The organism is Ramlibacter lithotrophicus (assembly GCF_012184415.1).
Taxonomy (GTDB): domain Bacteria; phylum Pseudomonadota; class Gammaproteobacteria; order Burkholderiales; family Burkholderiaceae_C; genus Ramlibacter; species Ramlibacter lithotrophicus.
On the sequence record NZ_VTOX01000003.1, the window covers coordinates 105,524 to 120,121 of the forward strand.

Below are 14,598 nucleotides of genomic sequence, written 5' to 3' on the forward strand. Positions count from 1 at the left end.
CGGGCCCCGTCCAGCTGGCCACGGAGACACCAATGACCGACCTGTCCGCCGAATACAAGGCGCTCGCCAGCTACCGACCGACCCACAAGGTGCGCTTCGTCACCGCGGCCAGCCTGTTCGACGGCCACGACGCCGCCATCAACATCATGCGGCGCATCCTGCAGGGCATGGGCGCCGAGGTGATCCATCTCGGGCACAACCGCAGCGTCGACGAGGTCGTGACGGCCGCCCTCCAGGAGGACGTGCAGGGGATCGCCGTCAGCTCCTACCAGGGCGGCCACATCGAGTACTTCAAGTACATGGTGGACCTGCTGAAGGAGCGCGGCGGCGCGCACATCCAGGTGTTCGGCGGCGGCGGCGGCGTCATCGTCCCGGCCGAGATCCGCGAACTGCAGGAATACGGCGTGACGCGCATCTACAGCCCGGAAGACGGCCAGCGCATGGGACTGGCGGGGATGATCGGCGAGATGGTGATGCGCTGCGACCGCGACCTGTCGCCGCATGCCCCGAAGGATCTCGCCGCGATCCAGGGCCACGGCGAGCTGAACTGGCGCGCCCTCGCCCAGCTGGTCACGGCGCTGGAGAACGGCAGCGCCGACGCGAAGCTGATGCAGGCCGTGAAGGCCGAAGCGGCCGCGCGCCACGTGCCGGTCGTGGGCATCACCGGCACCGGCGGGGCGGGCAAGTCGTCGCTCACCGACGAACTGATCCGCCGCCTGCGCCTCGACCAGGGCGACCGCACGCGCGTCGCGCTGATCTCGATCGATCCTTCGCGGCGCAAGAGCGGCGGCGCGCTGCTCGGCGACCGCATCCGGATGAATGCGATCGGACCGTGGCGGGAAGGTCACCGGATCTTCATGCGCTCGCTCGCGACCCGCGATTTCGGAAGCGAGATCTCCGCGGCGCTGCCCGACGTCGTCGCCGCGTGCAAGGCCGCCGGCTTCGACCTGGTCGTGGTGGAGACGTCGGGCATCGGGCAGGGCGACGCGGCGATCGTCCCGCTGGTGGACGTCCCCATCTACGTGATGACGCCCGAGTTCGGCGCCGCCAGCCAGCTCGAGAAGATCGACATGCTGGACTTCGCCGAGTTCGTCGCCATCAACAAGTTCGACCGCAAGGGCGCGCAGGACGCCCTGCGCGACGTAGCCAAGCAGGTGCAGCGCAACCGCGAAGCCTTCGGCCGCCGGCCTGAGGAGATGCCGGTCTTCGGCACGATGGCGGCGCGCTTCAACGACGACGGCGTCACCGCGCTGTACCAGGCGCTCAAGCCGCGGCTGGCGGAACTCGGGCTGGCGCTGCAGGAGGGAACGCTGCCCAGGGTGGACGTGCGCCACAGCACCAACCAGACCCCGGTCGTGCCCGCCGCCCGCAGCCGCTACCTGGCCGAAATCAGCGACACGGTGCGCGGCTACAAGCGGCGGGCGCGGGCGCAGGCGGGCCTGGCTCGCGAGTTGCAGCAGCTGCGCGAGACGGCGCGCATGCTGCACGAGGACGACGCGCAGCGCGACGGAGCGAAGAACACGGTGCTGCGACTGGCGGACGAGCGCGACGGGCGCCTCGACGCCGACGCCCGCAAGCTGCTGGCCCAGTGGCCGCAGATGCGCGAGGCCTACGCCGGCGACGAGTACGTGGTGAAGATCCGCGACAAGGAGATCCGCACCGCGCTGACGACCAGGTCGCTCTCCGGCACGACGATCCGCAAGGTCGCGCTGCCGCAGTACGAGGACCACGGCGAGATCCTCAAGTGGCTGATGCTGGACAACGTGCCGGGCAGCTATCCCTATACCGCCGGCACCTTCGCCTTCAAGCGCGAGAACGAGGACCCCACGCGGATGTTCGCCGGCGAGGGCGACGCCTTCCGCACCAACCGCCGCTTCAAGCTGCTGTCCGAAGGGATGCCGGCCAAGCGGCTGTCCACCGCCTTCGACTCGGTCACGCTGTACGGCAACGATCCGGACCTGCGGCCGGACATCTACGGCAAGGTCGGCAACTCCGGCGTGTCGATCGCGACGCTGGACGACATGAAGGTGCTGTATTCGGGCTTCGACCTGTGCAGCCCGAGCACCTCGGTCTCGATGACCATCAACGGTCCGGCCCCGAGCATCCTCGCGATGTTCATGAACACGGCGATCGACCAGAACCTGGAGAAGTTCAGGGCCGACAACGGCCGCGAGCCGACCGATACCGAAGCCGCCAAGATCCGCGAGTGGGTGCTGGCCAACGTGCGCGGCACGGTGCAGGCCGACATCCTGAAGGAAGACCAGGGCCAGAACACCTGCATCTTCTCCACCGAGTTCAGCCTCAAGGTGATGGGCGACATCGCCGAGTACTTCGTGCACCACAACGTGCGCAACTTCTACTCGGTGTCGATCTCGGGCTACCACATCGCCGAAGCCGGCGCCAACCCGATCAGCCAGCTCGCGTTCACCCTGTCCAACGGCTTCACTCTCGTGGAAGCGTACCTGGCGCGCGGCATGCACGTCGACGACTTCGCGCCCAACCTGTCGTTCTTCTTCTCCAACGGCATGGACCCGGAGTACACCGTGATGGGCCGCGTCGCGCGCCGCATCTGGGCGGTCGCCATGAAGGAGAAGTACGGCGCCAACGAGCGCAGCCAGAAGCTCAAGTACCACATCCAGACGTCGGGGCGCAGCCTGCACGCGCAGGAGATCCAGTTCAACGACATCCGCACCACGCTGCAGGCGCTGATCGCGATCTACGACAACTGCAACTCGCTGCACACCAACGCCTTCGACGAGGCGATCACCACGCCGACCGAGGACAGCGTGCGCCGCGCGATGGCGATCCAGCTGATCATCAACCGCGAGTGGGGCCTGGCGAAGAACGAGAACCCCAACCAGGGCAGCTTCATCATCGAGGAGCTGACCGAGCTCGTCGAGGAGGCGGTGCTCGCCGAATTCGACCGCATCGCCGAGCGCGGCGGCGTGCTCGGCGCGATGGAGACGGGATACCAGCGCGGGCGCATCCAGGACGAAAGCCTGCACTACGAGATGCTGAAGCACACCGGCGAGTACCCGATCGTCGGCGTCAACACCTTCCGCAACCCGCATGGCGACGCCGTTCCAGAGAAGCTGGAACTGGCCCGTTCCACCGAAGAGGAAAAACGCAGCCAGCTGCAGCGGCTGCACGACTTCCACGCCCGCCACGCGAGGCAGGCGCCGGCCATGCTCGAGCGGCTGCAGCGGGCCGTGATCGAGAACGGCAACGTGTTCGCCGTGCTGATGGACGCCGTGCGGGTGTGCTCGCTGGGCCAGATCACCACCGCCCTGTTCGAGGTCGGCGGGCAGTACCGCCGCAGCATGTGACGGCGGCCGGCCGGGACGAGGCCGCGGTCACCTACCGCGGCGTGGTGTACCCCTGGCATTGCGACCAGGTCGGGCACATGAACGTCATGTGGTACGTCGGCAAGTTCGACGAAGCGACGTGGAACCTGTTCCTGCGCGTCGGCATCACGCCGGGGTACCTGCGCGCGAACCATCGCGGCATGGCGGCCGTCGACCAGCACATCGAGTACCGGCGCGAGCTGCACGCCGGCGACGTCGTCGCGATCCGGTCCGCGATCCTGCAGGTGGAGGGCCGCAAGATCCGCTTCCGGCACGAGATGACCAACGAGGAAACCGGCGAGGTCGCCGCGATCACGACCTTGCTGGGCGTGCACATGGACACGCAGGCGCGCAAGGCGTGCGCGTTCCCGCCGGACATCGTGGCCCGCGGCCTGGCCCTGTGCCCCGCCCCGGCGGACGGCGCGGCCGCACCAGGCTGACGCGCCGCTGACGCGGCCGGCGCCCCTTCCATCCCCAGGGCCGCGGCCCGCAAAACTACTTAGGGTCTTACCCCCTACCGCAGTGCAACACGCCTCCCTAGCATGTCGCATCCTGCGGGCGCGTGCCCGTCTTCTGCATGACCGGGAGCTGCGATTTGTCGGGTGAGATCATTCTCGAAACCACGGGCTTGACCAAGGAGTTCAAGGGCTTCGTGGCCGTCAACAACGTGAACCTGCAGGTTCGCCGCGGCGACATCCATGCGCTGATCGGCCCCAATGGCGCGGGCAAGACGACGTACTTCAACCTCCTGACCAAGTTCCTGCCCCCTACCCGCGGCACGATCACCTACCGCGGCGTCGACATCACCCACGAGAAGCCGGCGCAGACCGCGCGCCGGGGCATCGTCCGGTCGTTCCAGATTTCGGCCGTGTTTCCCCACATGACGGTGCTGGAGAACGTGCGCGCGGCCCTGCAGCGCAACCTCGGCACCTCGTTCCACTTCTGGAAGCCGGAGCGCTCGCTGTACCACCTGCACGAGCGCGCCCTCGAACTGCTGGCCGCCGTCGACCTGCAGGACTTTGCCGACGAGATGACCGTGAATCTGCCGTACGGGCGCAAGCGCGCCCTCGAGCTGGCCACGACGATGGCGCTGGAGCCCGAGCTCATGCTGCTGGACGAGCCGACCCAGGGCATGGGCCACGAGGACGTGAGCCGCGTGACCCAGCTGATCAAGAAAGTGTCCCAGGGGCGCACGATCCTCATGGTGGAACACAACATGAACGTCGTCTCCTCCATCGCCGACCGCATCACGGTGCTGCAGCGCGGCGCCGTCATCGCCGACGGCCCGTACGACGAAGTCTCGAAGAACCCGCAGGTGATCGAGGCCTACATGGGCTCCGCCGAGAACGAACTGCAGGGAGCGCACTGATGGCCGCCGAACTGCTCAAGATCGACAACCTGCACGCCTGGTACGGCGAGTCGCACGTGCTGCACGGCGTCAGCATGACGGTGGCCGAAGGCGAAGTGGTCTCCATCCTCGGCCGCAACGGCGCCGGGCGCACCACGACGCTGCGCGCCATCGTGGGCCTGACCGGCTCCCGCAAGGGCTCCATCCGCATCGGCGGCCACGAGGCCGTCAAGCTGCCGCCGCACCGCATCGCGCGGCTCGGCGTCGGCTACTGCCCCGAGGAGCGCGGCATCTTCGCCAGCCTCTCCGCCGAGGAGAACCTGCTGCTGCCGCCGCCGGTGGGCGCCGGCGGCATGAGCCTGGCCGAGATCTACGACATGTTCCCGAACCTGAAGGAGCGCGCGACGAGCCCGGGCACCCGGCTGTCCGGCGGCGAGCAGCAGATGCTCGCCGTCGCCCGCATCCTGCGCACCGGCGCGCGCCTGCTGCTGCTGGACGAGATCTCGGAGGGCCTGGCGCCGGTGATCGTGCAGAAGCTGGCCGAAACCATCCGCACGCTCAAGGCCAAGGGCTACACGATCGTGCTCGTGGAGCAGAACTTCCGCTTCGCGGCGCCGCTGGCGGACCGCTTCTACGTCATGGAGCACGGCAAGATGGTGCGCGAATTCGCCCGCCATGAACTGTCCGCCAACACCGGGATGCTGCAGGAATACCTGGGCGTCTGAACCGTTTCACCTCAAGGAGACCCACGTGAAAATCAGGAAACTCATTGCCGCCTGCGGCGTCGTCTGCGGCGGCCTGATGGCGGCGCTGCCGGCGCAAGCCCAGATCTCGGGCGACGTGATCCGCATCGGCTTCATCACGGACATGTCCAGCGTCTACGCCGACATCGACGGCCAGGGCGGCGTCGAGGCGATCAAGATGGCCATCGCCGACATGGGCGGCGCGATCAACGGCAAGAAGATCGAGATCCTCACGGCCGACCACCAGAACAAGCCCGACGTGGCCGCCACCAAGGCCCGCGAATGGTTCGACACCCAGGGCATGGACGTGCTGATCGGCGGCACCAACTCCGGCACCAGCCTGGCCATGGCCAAGGTCGCCGCCGAGAAGAAGAAGCCGTTCATCGCCGTGGGCGCCGCCTCGTCGGCGCTGACCAACGAGCAGTGCACGCCGTATACCATGCACTGGGCCTACGACACCACGGCCCTGGCCAAGGGCACCGGCAACGCGGTGGTCAAGCAGGGCGGCAAGACCTGGTACTTCCTCACGGCCGACTACGCGTTCGGGCACCAGCTGCAGACCGACACCGCCAAGGTCGTGCAGGCCTCTGGCGGCCAGATCGTGGGCTCGGTGCGGCACCCGCTCAACGCCAGCGACTTCTCCTCCTTCCTGCTGCAGGCGCAGAGCAGCAAGGCCCAGATCCTGGGCATGGCCAACGCCGGCGGCGATACCATCAACACGATCAAGGCAGCCAACGAGTTCGGCATCACCAAGACGATGAAGCTGGCCGGCCTGCTGGTGTTCATCAACGACATCCACTCGCTGGGCCTGAAGACCACCCAGGGCATGTACATGACGGACAGCTGGTACTGGAACCAGAACCAGGAAACCCGTGCCTGGGCCCGCAAGTTCTTCGACAAGATGAAGCGCATGCCTTCCTCGCTGCAGGCCGGCGACTACTCGGCGGCCACCCAGTACCTGGCCGCGGTCAAGGCCGTCGCCAGCGACGACGCCGAGAAGGTGCTCGGCCACATGAAGAAGGCCAAGTTCAACGACGTCTTCATGAAGGGCGGCTGGGTCCGCGGCGACGGCCGCGTGATCCACGACATGTACCTGATGCAGGTGAAGTCGCCCGACAAGTCCACCGAGCCGTGGGACTACTACAACGTGGCGCAGGTGTTCAAGGGCGAAGAAGCCTGGACCACCAAGGCCGACAGCAAGTGCGCGCTGTGGAAGTGACGATCGAGTAACCATCAGGAGCCGGCCCCGTCCCCGGGGCCGGTTTCGCTTCGAGTTCCATGACTGAAATCTTCGGCATTCCCATCCAGGCCTTCCTCGGGCAGCTGATGCTCGGGCTGGTCAATGGCGCGTTCTACGCCATGCTCAGCCTCGGCCTCGCCGTCATCTTCGGCCTCCTCGACATCGTGAACTTCGCGCACGGCGCCCTGTACATGGTGGGCGCGTTCGCGGCCTGGATCATGCTGGAGAAGTGGGGCGTCAACTACTGGTGGGCGCTGCTGCTGGCGCCGCTCATCGTCGGCGCCCTTGGCGTCGTGATCGAACGGGCCTTCCTCAAACGGCTGTACGGGCTCGATCCGCTCTACGGCCTTCTGCTCACCTTCGGCATCGCGCTGATCCTGGAAGGCATCTTCCGCGACCAGTACGGCGTGTCCGGCCAGTCCTACCCGGTACCTGACGCGCTCGCCGGCGCGACCAACCTCGGCTTCATGGTGCTGCCGAACTACCGCGCATGGGTGGTGCTGGCATCGATCGCCGTCTGCCTGGGCACCTGGTTCCTGATCGAGCGCACACGCCTTGGCGCCTACCTGCGGGCCGGCACCGAGAACGCCAAGCTGGTGCAGGCCTTCGGCGTCAACGTGCCGATGATGGTCATGCTGACCTACGGCGCCGGCGCGGCGCTCGCGGCGCTGGCCGGCGTGCTGGCCGCGCCGGTGATCCAGGTGACGCCGCTCATGGGCTCCAACCTCATCATCGTGGTCTTCGCGGTCGTCGTGATCGGCGGCATGGGCTCCATCCTGGGCTCGATTGTCACCGGCCTCGCGCTCGGGATCATCGAAGGCTTCACCCGGGTCTTCTACCCCGAGGCATCCAACGTCGTGGTCTTCGTCATCATGGCGATCGTGCTCATGATCCGGCCAGCCGGCCTGTTCGGGAAGGAGGCCTGACATGTCGGTCCAGCCCGCGGCCCTCGACGCCGCCCCCGGTCCCTCCCCCGCCGTCCCCGCTGCCACCACATCGATGAGCCGAGCCACACGCTTCACCTACCTCGCACTGCTCGCGCTGGCGATCGTCGCTCCGATGATCGGGCTGTACCCGGTGTTCGTGATGAAGCTGCTGTGCTTCGCGCTGTTCGCCTGCGCCTTCAACCTGTTGCTCGGTTTCACCGGGCTGCTCTCCTTCGGTCACGCCGCCTTCTTCGGGTTCGCGGCCTACGTGGCGGGCTGGGTGATCAAGGCGCTGGGATGGACGCCGGAGCTCGGGCTGCTGGCGGGCGCCGCCACGGGCGCCCTGCTCGGCTCCGTCTTCGGCCTGGTCGCCATCCGGCGCCAGGGCATCTACTTCGCGATGGTCACGCTGGCGCTGTCGCAGATGATCTTCTTCGTCTGCCTGCAGGCACCGTTCACCGGCGGCGAGGACGGCCTGCAGGGGGTCCCGCGGGGGAACCTGTTCGGCCTGCTTTCGCTGCAGTCGGACACGACCATGTACTACGTGGTGCTGGCGATCTTCGTCGCCTGCTTCCTCGCCATCCTTCGCATCGTCACCTCGCCGTTCGGCCAGGTGCTCAAGATGATCCGCGAGAACGAGCCGCGGGCCACCTCGCTGGGCTACCAGGTGGACCGGTACAAGCTGCTGGCCTTCATCCTTTCGGCCACCCTGTCGGGGCTGGCCGGCTCGCTGAAGACGGTCGTCATGGGTTTTGCCTCGCTGACCGACGTCCACTGGGCCATGTCCGGCGAGGTGATCCTGATGAGCCTGCTGGGCGGCGTCGGCACCTTCTTCGGGCCGGTGCTCGGCGCCGGCATCGTGATCGCCCTGCAGGACAACCTGGCCGACAAGGTCGGGGCCTGGGTCAACGTGATCATCGGCGTCATCTTCGTGGTCTGCGTGCTGGCCTTCCGCAAGGGCATCGTCGGCGAGGTGCAGGCCTTCCTGGAGCGCCGCCGCAAGAGCGGCCGCGCCGCCTGAGTCGATGGGCAGCCTGTTCTCCCTCGAAGGGCGCGTGGCCCTGGTCACCGGCGGATCGCGCGGCATCGGACGCATGATCGCCTCCGGTTTCCTCGCCCAGGGCGCCACCGTCTACATCTCCTCGCGCAAGGCCGACGCGTGCGACGCAACCGCCCGGGAACTTTCGGCGCTGGGTCCCTGCTTTTCGCTGCCGGCGGACGTATCCACGGTCGAAGGCGCCCGTGCACTGGCGTCCGGATTCGCGCAGCGCAGCGGACACCTGGACATCCTCGTCAACAACGCGGGCGCGGCCTGGGGCGAGACCTTCGACACGTTCCCGGAAAAGGGCTGGGACAAGGTCGTGGACCTCAACCTGAAGTCGCCCTTCTTCCTCACCCAGGCGCTGCACGAAGCCCTGCGCAAGGGGGCGGCGACCAGGCCGGCGAAGGTGATCAACATCGCCTCGATCGACGGCGTCTCGGTCAACCCGCTGGAAACCTATTCCTACGCCGCGAGCAAGGCCGGCCTGATCCATCTCACGCGCCGCATGTCGCTGCGGCTGGTGCAGGACAACATCGTGGTGAGCGGCATCGCGCCGGGGGCGTTCGCCTCCGACATGAACCGGGCCGCCAGAGACCACGGCGACCAGGTGGCGCGGCGCATTCCGGCCGGCCGGATCGGCACCGACGAGGACATGGCCGGCGCGGCCATCTACCTGGCGTCGCGCGCCGGCGACTACGTCGTCGGCCAGACCATCGTGGTCGACGGCGGGGCCACCCTGGCGCGCGGCTAGCGCGCTACTGGCGCGCCACTGCCGCCGGACCCAGCCCGTCCAGCGTGTAGTTCTGCGGGCCGCGGCTGGCGATCTTGATGGCGCCGACCCGGTTGCCCAGGACCGCGCAGCGCTCCAGCGGCCAGCCCTGTTCCAGCCCGTACAGCAGCGCGCTGCGCCAGGCGTCGCCGCAACCGGTCGGATCGACGACTTCGTGCGCCTTGACCGCGGGCACCACGGTCTTCTCGCCGCGGATCCAGACTTCGCAGCCGTCGTGGCCCAGCGTGACCACCAGCCCCTCGACCCGCTGCGAGATCTGCGCCGGGCTCCAGCCGGTGCGCTCGCACAGCATCTTGCCCTCGTAGTCGTTCACCGTGACCCACGTGGCCTGGTCGATGAAGGCCGCCAGTTCGCGGCCGTCGAACATCGGCAGGCCCTGGCCCGGATCGAACACGAACGGGATGTTCGCGGCGGCGAACTGCGCGGCATGCACCACCATCGCTTCGCGGCCGTCGGGCGAAATGATCCCAAGCTTGACGTCGGGCCGGGCGTCGATCCTGGTGACGTGTGCATGCATCATCGCGCCGGGGTGGAACGCGGTGATCTGGTTGTTGTCGCGGTCGGTCATGATCATCGCCTGCGCGGTGTAGGTCTCGTCGACCTCGCGCACGTACTCCGTGCTGATGCCCAGCGACTGCATTCGCGCGATGTAGCCGTAGCCGTCGCTGCCCACCGTCGCCATCGGCAGCGGGTCCCCGCCGAGGAGCTTGAGGCCGTATGCGATGTTGCCCGCGCAGCCGCCGAAGTCGCGCCGCAGCGCCGGGACCAGGAACGAGACGTTCAGGATGTGCAACTGCTCGGGCAGGATCTGCTCGGCGAAGCGGCCCTCGAAAGTCATGATGGTGTCGAACGCGAGGGAGCCACAGATCACTGCTGCCATTGGATGTTCCGGTGAGGTCAGGGATAGAAAGCCAGCACGCGATAGCCGGCGACTCGACTGGCGAGCGAGGCGTCCTGCAGCGCGAACGCCGCGGTGCCCGACCACTCCGCGCGCGCGGCCAGGGCGAGCCGTGCCGCACCGAGTTCGCCCGGCATCAGAACGCGCCGCACCACGGGTTGCTCTTCGCTGTCGGTGAGGGTGAGTTCGACCGCCGGCAGCGCGACCTGGCCGGCGGACTGGTTCTTCAGCGTCACCTCGAGCCGGTAGGCGTCGGGCCGCAAACGGTTGAAAGTCGAGCCGTCGATGGCGATCGCCTCGATACGGCGCGGCGGCGCGATACGGCAGTCGAGCGGATCGCACACGCGGTCCAGCCACGGCCGCAGCGCCGGCTCGGCGGCTGCCAGGCGGTCGCGCTCCTGCACGGCGACCTGCAGGCCAAGCAGCCCCACGAGGGCCAGCGCCAGCAGCGACAGCAGTCCCCGAACCGCGGGGCGCTGCCAGCGCGCCTCGCGCCGCGCCTGGCGCACGAACGTGAGCTCCTCCAGCGGCGCGGCGCCGGCCGGCGGTTCGCTGGCGGTCAGTTCGGCAGGGGCGCTCAGGTCCTCGCGGCGCAGCGAGAACGGCCGGTCCAGCGGGTCTTCCTGCAGCGCCTGCCGTTCGGCCCGCAGCCGCAGCGAATCGGGCTCCTCGTCCGGCAGTTCTTCGTCGATCTCGGTCAGCGGCGACGAAACGACCGAGTCCGGCGACAGGTCGGAAGCGGGTTCCGAGTCCGGTGCCGCGAGCGGCGGCGCCTCTTCGGCGGCGATCTGGTCATGCGCGCTTGCGGCCTCTCCGGCGCCGGCGTCGAACGGATCCGCTTCGGGCCCGGCCGGCGGCGGCTGCGCGCCACCGGACTGCACTTCGTGCTCCTGCGCCTGGGCCACGGCGGCTGCCGGCTGCAGGTGGACGCTGGCGTCGAACACCTCGCTGCAATGGCCGCAGCGCACCCAGCCTTCGGACACCCGGAGCTGGTCGGGCACCACTTTGAACATCGTGGCGCAGGCGGGGCAGCGCGTGATCAGGGCGGGCATCAGCGGGCCATTCTACGGTCCAGCCGCGGCGGCCGCGCCAGCCCGGGCGGCGACGGGGGATCAGCCGCGCGCGGTCATGAGCACCCAGCCGTCTTCGCGGTCGGACACTTCGAGCACGGCGTACGGTGCGTAGGCCTGCGTCAATTCGGCGGCCTGCCGCTCGAGGATCCCGGCCAGGACCAGCGAGCCCTGCGGCGCGACGTGCGCGCACAGGAGCGGCGCCAGCATCTTGAGCGGCGTGGCGAGGATGTTGGCCAACACCGTGCCGTAGCGGCCGGCGGCCAGTTCCGGCAGGCCGGCGGCGATCTGCACCCCGTTCGCCGCCGCGTTCGCCTGCGCTGCCGTCACGGCGGCGGGATCGATGTCCACGGCATCGACCGCGGTCGCGCCGTACAGCGCGGCGGCGATCGCCAGGATGCCGGAGCCGCAGCCGTAGTCGAGCACGCGCTGGCCGGCGATCGGGTGCGTGGCGATCCAGCGCAGGCACATGCGCGTCGTGGGATGCGTGCCGGTGCCGAAGGCGAGGCCGGGGTCGAGCCGGATCACCTGGCGCGCCTGCGCCGGCGGTTCATGCCAGGTCGGCACGATCCAGAAATCATCGGTGATGGACACGGGCGCGAACTGCGACTGCGTGAGGCGCACCCAGTCCTGCTCGGCGACGGCGGCGATGCCGAGGACGGCGCAACCGGCGAAGAAGTCCTGCGGCTGCAGCAGCCGCACCGCGTCGTCGGCCGCATCCCGCGTGGGAAACAGCGCCAGCACCCGCGAGCGCTGCCACCCGGCCTTCGGCGGCGGCAACCCGGGCTCGCCGAACAGCGCCTGCTCGGCATCCGTCTGCGCATCCGCGTCCTCGACGGAGACGCTCAACGCATCCAGCGCCTCCAGCGCGTCGCCGAGCGCCTCCACCCGGTCTTCGGGGCACAGCAATTGCAGTTCGAACATGGCACTCGTCCTCTCGGCCGGCCGCTCATCGCTTGTGGTGCGCGAGCCACTCCTCGAGGTAGTGGATGTTGGTGCCGCCTTGCAGGAACTTGGCGTCCACGGTCAGGTCGCGGTGCAGCGGAATGTTGGTGTTGATGCCTTCGACCACCGTCTCGAGCAGCGCGGTGCGCATGCGCGCGAGCGCCTGCTCGCGGGTATCGCCGTGCACGATGATCTTGCCGATCATCGAGTCGTAGTTCGGCGGCACGAAGTAGTTGGTGTAGACGTGCGAGTCCACCCGCACGCCCGGGCCGCCCGGCGCGTGCCACATCGTGATGCGCCCCGGTGACGGCATGAAGTTGTACGGGTCCTCCGCGTTCACGCGGCACTCGATGGCGTGCCCGCGCAGCTGGATGTCGCGCTGGGCGAACGGCAGTTTCTCGCCAGCCGCCACCATGATCTGCGTCTTGACGATGTCGACGCCGGTGATCATCTCGGTCACCGGATGCTCCACCTGCACCCGGGTGTTCATCTCGATGAAGTAGAACTCGCCGTTCTCGTACAGGAACTCGAACGTGCCGGCGCCGCGGTAGCCGATGCGCTTGCAGGCGGCGACGCAGCGCTCGCCGATCTTGTCGATCAGCTTGCGGGGGATGCCCGGCGCGGGCGCCTCCTCCATGATCTTCTGGTGGCGCCGCTGCATGGAGCAGTCGCGCTCGCCCAGGTACACGCCGTTCTTGTGCTTGTCGGCGAGGATCTGGATCTCGATGTGCCGCGGGTTCTGCAGGAACTTCTCCAGGTACACCGCCGGATTGCCGAAGGCGGCGCCCGCCTCGGCCTTCGTCATCTGCACTGCGTTGATCAGCGCCGCCTCGGTGTGCACGACGCGCATCCCGCGCCCGCCGCCGCCGCCCGCAGCCTTGATGATCACCGGATAGCCCACGTTCCTGGCCAGCCGGCGGATCGCCACCGGGTCGTCGGGCAGTTCGCCGTCGGAGCCCGGCACGCACGGCACGCCCGCCTTGATCATGGCCTGCTTCGCGGCGACCTTGTCGCCCATGATCCGGATCGATTCCGGCGTCGGGCCGATGAACTGGAACCCGCTCTTTTCCACCCGCTCAGCGAAGTCGGCGTTCTCCGACAGGAAGCCGTACCCCGGATGGATCGCCTCCGAATCGGTCACCTCCGCCGCGGAAATGATCGCCGGCATGTTGAGATAGCTCTGGGCCGACGGCGCCGGGCCGATGCACACCGCCTCTTCGGCCAGCTTGACGTACTTGGCCTCGCGATCGGCCTCGGAATAGACCATCACGGCCTTCACCCCGAGTTCGCGGCAGGCCCGCTGGATCCTCAGGGCGATCTCGCCGCGGTTGGCAATCAGTATCTTCTTGAACATGGTGTCACGCGGCTCGATCGCCCTCGCGGCCTGCGCCCGCCGGGCAATCTGGTGTGCGCTCACATGCGGCCAGCGCATATGACCGCACCCCCGCGCCTGCGGCGCGAACGCCGCGGTTGGCAATCAGTATCTTCTTGAACATGGTGTCACGCGGCTCGATCGCCCTCGCGGCCTGCGCCCGCCGGGCAATCTGGTGTGCGCTCACATGCGGCCAGCGCATATGACCGCACCCCCGCGCCTGCGGCGCGAACGCCGCGGTTGGCAATCAGTATCTTCTTGAACATGGTGTCACGCGGCTCGATCGCCCTCGCGGCCTGCGCCCGCCGGGCAATCTGGTGTGCGCTCACATGCGGCCAGCGCATATGACCGCACCCCCGCGCCTGCGGCGCGAACGCCGCGGTTCGCAATCAGTATCTTCTTGAACATGTGCCCCGGCGCCGCCTCATTCGATGGTGAACAGGGGCTGTCCGTACTCCACTGCCTGCCCGTTCTCGCAGAGGATCTGCGTCACAGTGCCGCTCTTGTCGGCCTCGATCTCGTTCAGGATCTTCATGGCCTCGATGATGCAGACGGTGTCGCCTTCCTTGACCTGGCTGCCGATTTCCACGAATGCCTTCGCGCCCGGCGAGGCCGCGCGGTAGAAGGTCCCCACCATCGGCGACTTCACGGTATGGCCGGCGGGCGTGGCGGCCACCGGCGCCGCCGCCGCCGCGGCGGCAGGCAGTGCCGCGGCCGGAGCCGGCTGGGCGGCGGGCAGCGGCTGCGGCGCGACCGGGTGGTAGTTCGCGGGGCCGCCCTTCACGATGCGGACCTTGCCCTCGGCCTCGGTGATTTCAAGTTCCGAGACGTTCGATTCCGAGACCAGGTCGATCAGGGTCTTGAGTTTGCGCAAGTCCAT

13 protein-coding genes are annotated in these 14,598 nt (G+C 68.4%); 8 read left to right on the top strand and 5 right to left on the bottom strand.

Annotated elements, in window-relative coordinates:
* Positions 1–32 precede the first annotated feature (32 nt).
* The 8 genes from icmF (at position 33) to RAMLITH_RS10390 (ending at position 9,394) form a co-directional block, all read left to right on the top strand.
* Positions 33–3,326 (top strand): fused isobutyryl-CoA mutase/GTPase IcmF, encoded by a 3,294-nt coding sequence (icmF, locus tag RAMLITH_RS10355; protein ID WP_168107331.1) that lies wholly within the window; start codon positions 33–35, stop codon positions 3,324–3,326.
* A complete protein-coding gene (locus tag RAMLITH_RS10360; protein WP_202883259.1) occupies positions 3,323–3,784 on the top strand; it encodes a thioesterase family protein in 462 nt (153 codons plus the stop codon). Before icmF ends, RAMLITH_RS10360 begins: the two co-directional genes overlap by 4 nt.
* A 155-nt stretch (positions 3,785–3,939) precedes the next feature.
* The gene (locus RAMLITH_RS10365; RefSeq protein WP_168107726.1) at positions 3,940–4,713 is read left to right on the top strand and encodes an ABC transporter ATP-binding protein; all 774 of its coding nucleotides are present in this window, start codon (positions 3,940–3,942) and stop codon (positions 4,711–4,713) included.
* Complete coding sequence (locus RAMLITH_RS10370) at positions 4,713–5,417, top strand: ABC transporter ATP-binding protein (RefSeq protein WP_168107332.1); 705 nt, start codon at positions 4,713–4,715, stop codon at positions 5,415–5,417. Before RAMLITH_RS10365 ends, RAMLITH_RS10370 begins: the two co-directional genes overlap by 1 nt.
* 76 nt (positions 5,418–5,493) lie before the next feature.
* Positions 5,494–6,654 carry an ABC transporter substrate-binding protein gene (locus RAMLITH_RS10375; RefSeq protein WP_181017774.1) on the top strand — a complete coding sequence of 387 codons (1,161 nt, stop codon included), beginning with the start codon at positions 5,494–5,496 and terminating at the stop codon, positions 6,652–6,654.
* A 59-nt stretch (positions 6,655–6,713) separates the two neighbouring features.
* Positions 6,714–7,601, top strand: a complete 888-nt coding sequence (locus RAMLITH_RS10380; protein WP_168107334.1) for a branched-chain amino acid ABC transporter permease — start codon at positions 6,714–6,716, stop codon at positions 7,599–7,601.
* A gap of 73 nt (positions 7,602–7,674) precedes the next feature.
* The gene (locus tag RAMLITH_RS10385) at positions 7,675–8,622 is read left to right on the top strand and encodes a branched-chain amino acid ABC transporter permease (RefSeq protein ID WP_168107727.1); all 948 of its coding nucleotides are present in this window, start codon (positions 7,675–7,677) and stop codon (positions 8,620–8,622) included.
* A gap of 4 nt (positions 8,623–8,626) precedes the next feature.
* A complete protein-coding gene (locus tag RAMLITH_RS10390; RefSeq protein ID WP_168107335.1) occupies positions 8,627–9,394 on the top strand; it encodes an SDR family oxidoreductase in 768 nt (255 codons plus the stop codon).
* Positions 9,395–9,398: 4 nt separating this feature from the next.
* Here RAMLITH_RS10390 and RAMLITH_RS10395 read toward each other — a convergent pair whose 3' ends face one another.
* From RAMLITH_RS10395 to accB, 5 genes are all read right to left on the bottom strand, one after another.
* On the bottom strand, positions 9,399–10,313 hold the full coding sequence (locus tag RAMLITH_RS10395; protein ID WP_168107336.1) for a carbohydrate kinase family protein: 915 nt from the start codon (positions 10,311–10,313) through the stop codon (positions 9,399–9,401).
* A 17-nt stretch (positions 10,314–10,330) separates the two neighbouring features.
* Positions 10,331–11,383: a DUF3426 domain-containing protein gene (locus tag RAMLITH_RS10400; protein WP_168107337.1), complete on the bottom strand. Its 1,053-nt coding sequence runs from the start codon at positions 11,381–11,383 to the stop codon at positions 10,331–10,333.
* 60 nt (positions 11,384–11,443) lie between these two features.
* Positions 11,444–12,325, bottom strand: coding sequence for a 50S ribosomal protein L11 methyltransferase (prmA, locus tag RAMLITH_RS10405; RefSeq protein WP_168107338.1), 882 nt, complete (start codon positions 12,323–12,325; stop codon positions 11,444–11,446).
* A gap of 25 nt (positions 12,326–12,350) precedes the next feature.
* Positions 12,351–13,700, bottom strand: a complete 1,350-nt coding sequence (accC, locus tag RAMLITH_RS10410; protein ID WP_168107339.1) for an acetyl-CoA carboxylase biotin carboxylase subunit — start codon at positions 13,698–13,700, stop codon at positions 12,351–12,353.
* Between the two features lie 442 nt (positions 13,701–14,142).
* Positions 14,143–14,598: an acetyl-CoA carboxylase biotin carboxyl carrier protein gene (gene accB, locus RAMLITH_RS10415; protein WP_168107340.1), complete on the bottom strand. Its 456-nt coding sequence runs from the start codon at positions 14,596–14,598 to the stop codon at positions 14,143–14,145.

Bases quoted from the DNA above. Each gene is read 5' to 3' on its own strand.
- prmA (WP_168107338.1), bottom strand. From the start codon at position 12,325: ATGTTCGAACTGCAATTGCTGTGCCCCGAAGACCGGGTGGAGGCGCTC.
- RAMLITH_RS10395 (WP_168107336.1), bottom strand. From the start codon at position 10,313: ATGGCAGCAGTGATCTGTGGCTCCCTCGCGTTCGACACCATCATGACT.
- RAMLITH_RS10375 (WP_181017774.1), top strand. From the start codon at position 5,494: ATGGCGGCGCTGCCGGCGCAAGCCCAGATCTCGGGCGACGTGATCCGC.
- RAMLITH_RS10390 (WP_168107335.1), top strand. From the start codon at position 8,627: ATGGGCAGCCTGTTCTCCCTCGAAGGGCGCGTGGCCCTGGTCACCGGC.
- RAMLITH_RS10385 (WP_168107727.1), top strand. From the start codon at position 7,675: ATGAGCCGAGCCACACGCTTCACCTACCTCGCACTGCTCGCGCTGGCG.
- RAMLITH_RS10380 (WP_168107334.1), top strand. From the start codon at position 6,714: ATGACTGAAATCTTCGGCATTCCCATCCAGGCCTTCCTCGGGCAGCTG.
- accB (WP_168107340.1), bottom strand. From the start codon at position 14,598: ATGGACTTGCGCAAACTCAAGACCCTGATCGACCTGGTCTCGGAATCG.
- RAMLITH_RS10400 (WP_168107337.1), bottom strand. From the start codon at position 11,383: ATGCCCGCCCTGATCACGCGCTGCCCCGCCTGCGCCACGATGTTCAAA.
- accC (WP_168107339.1), bottom strand. From the start codon at position 13,700: ATGTTCAAGAAGATACTGATTGCCAACCGCGGCGAGATCGCCCTGAGG.
- icmF (WP_168107331.1), top strand. From the start codon at position 33: ATGACCGACCTGTCCGCCGAATACAAGGCGCTCGCCAGCTACCGACCG.
- RAMLITH_RS10370 (WP_168107332.1), top strand. From the start codon at position 4,713: ATGGCCGCCGAACTGCTCAAGATCGACAACCTGCACGCCTGGTACGGC.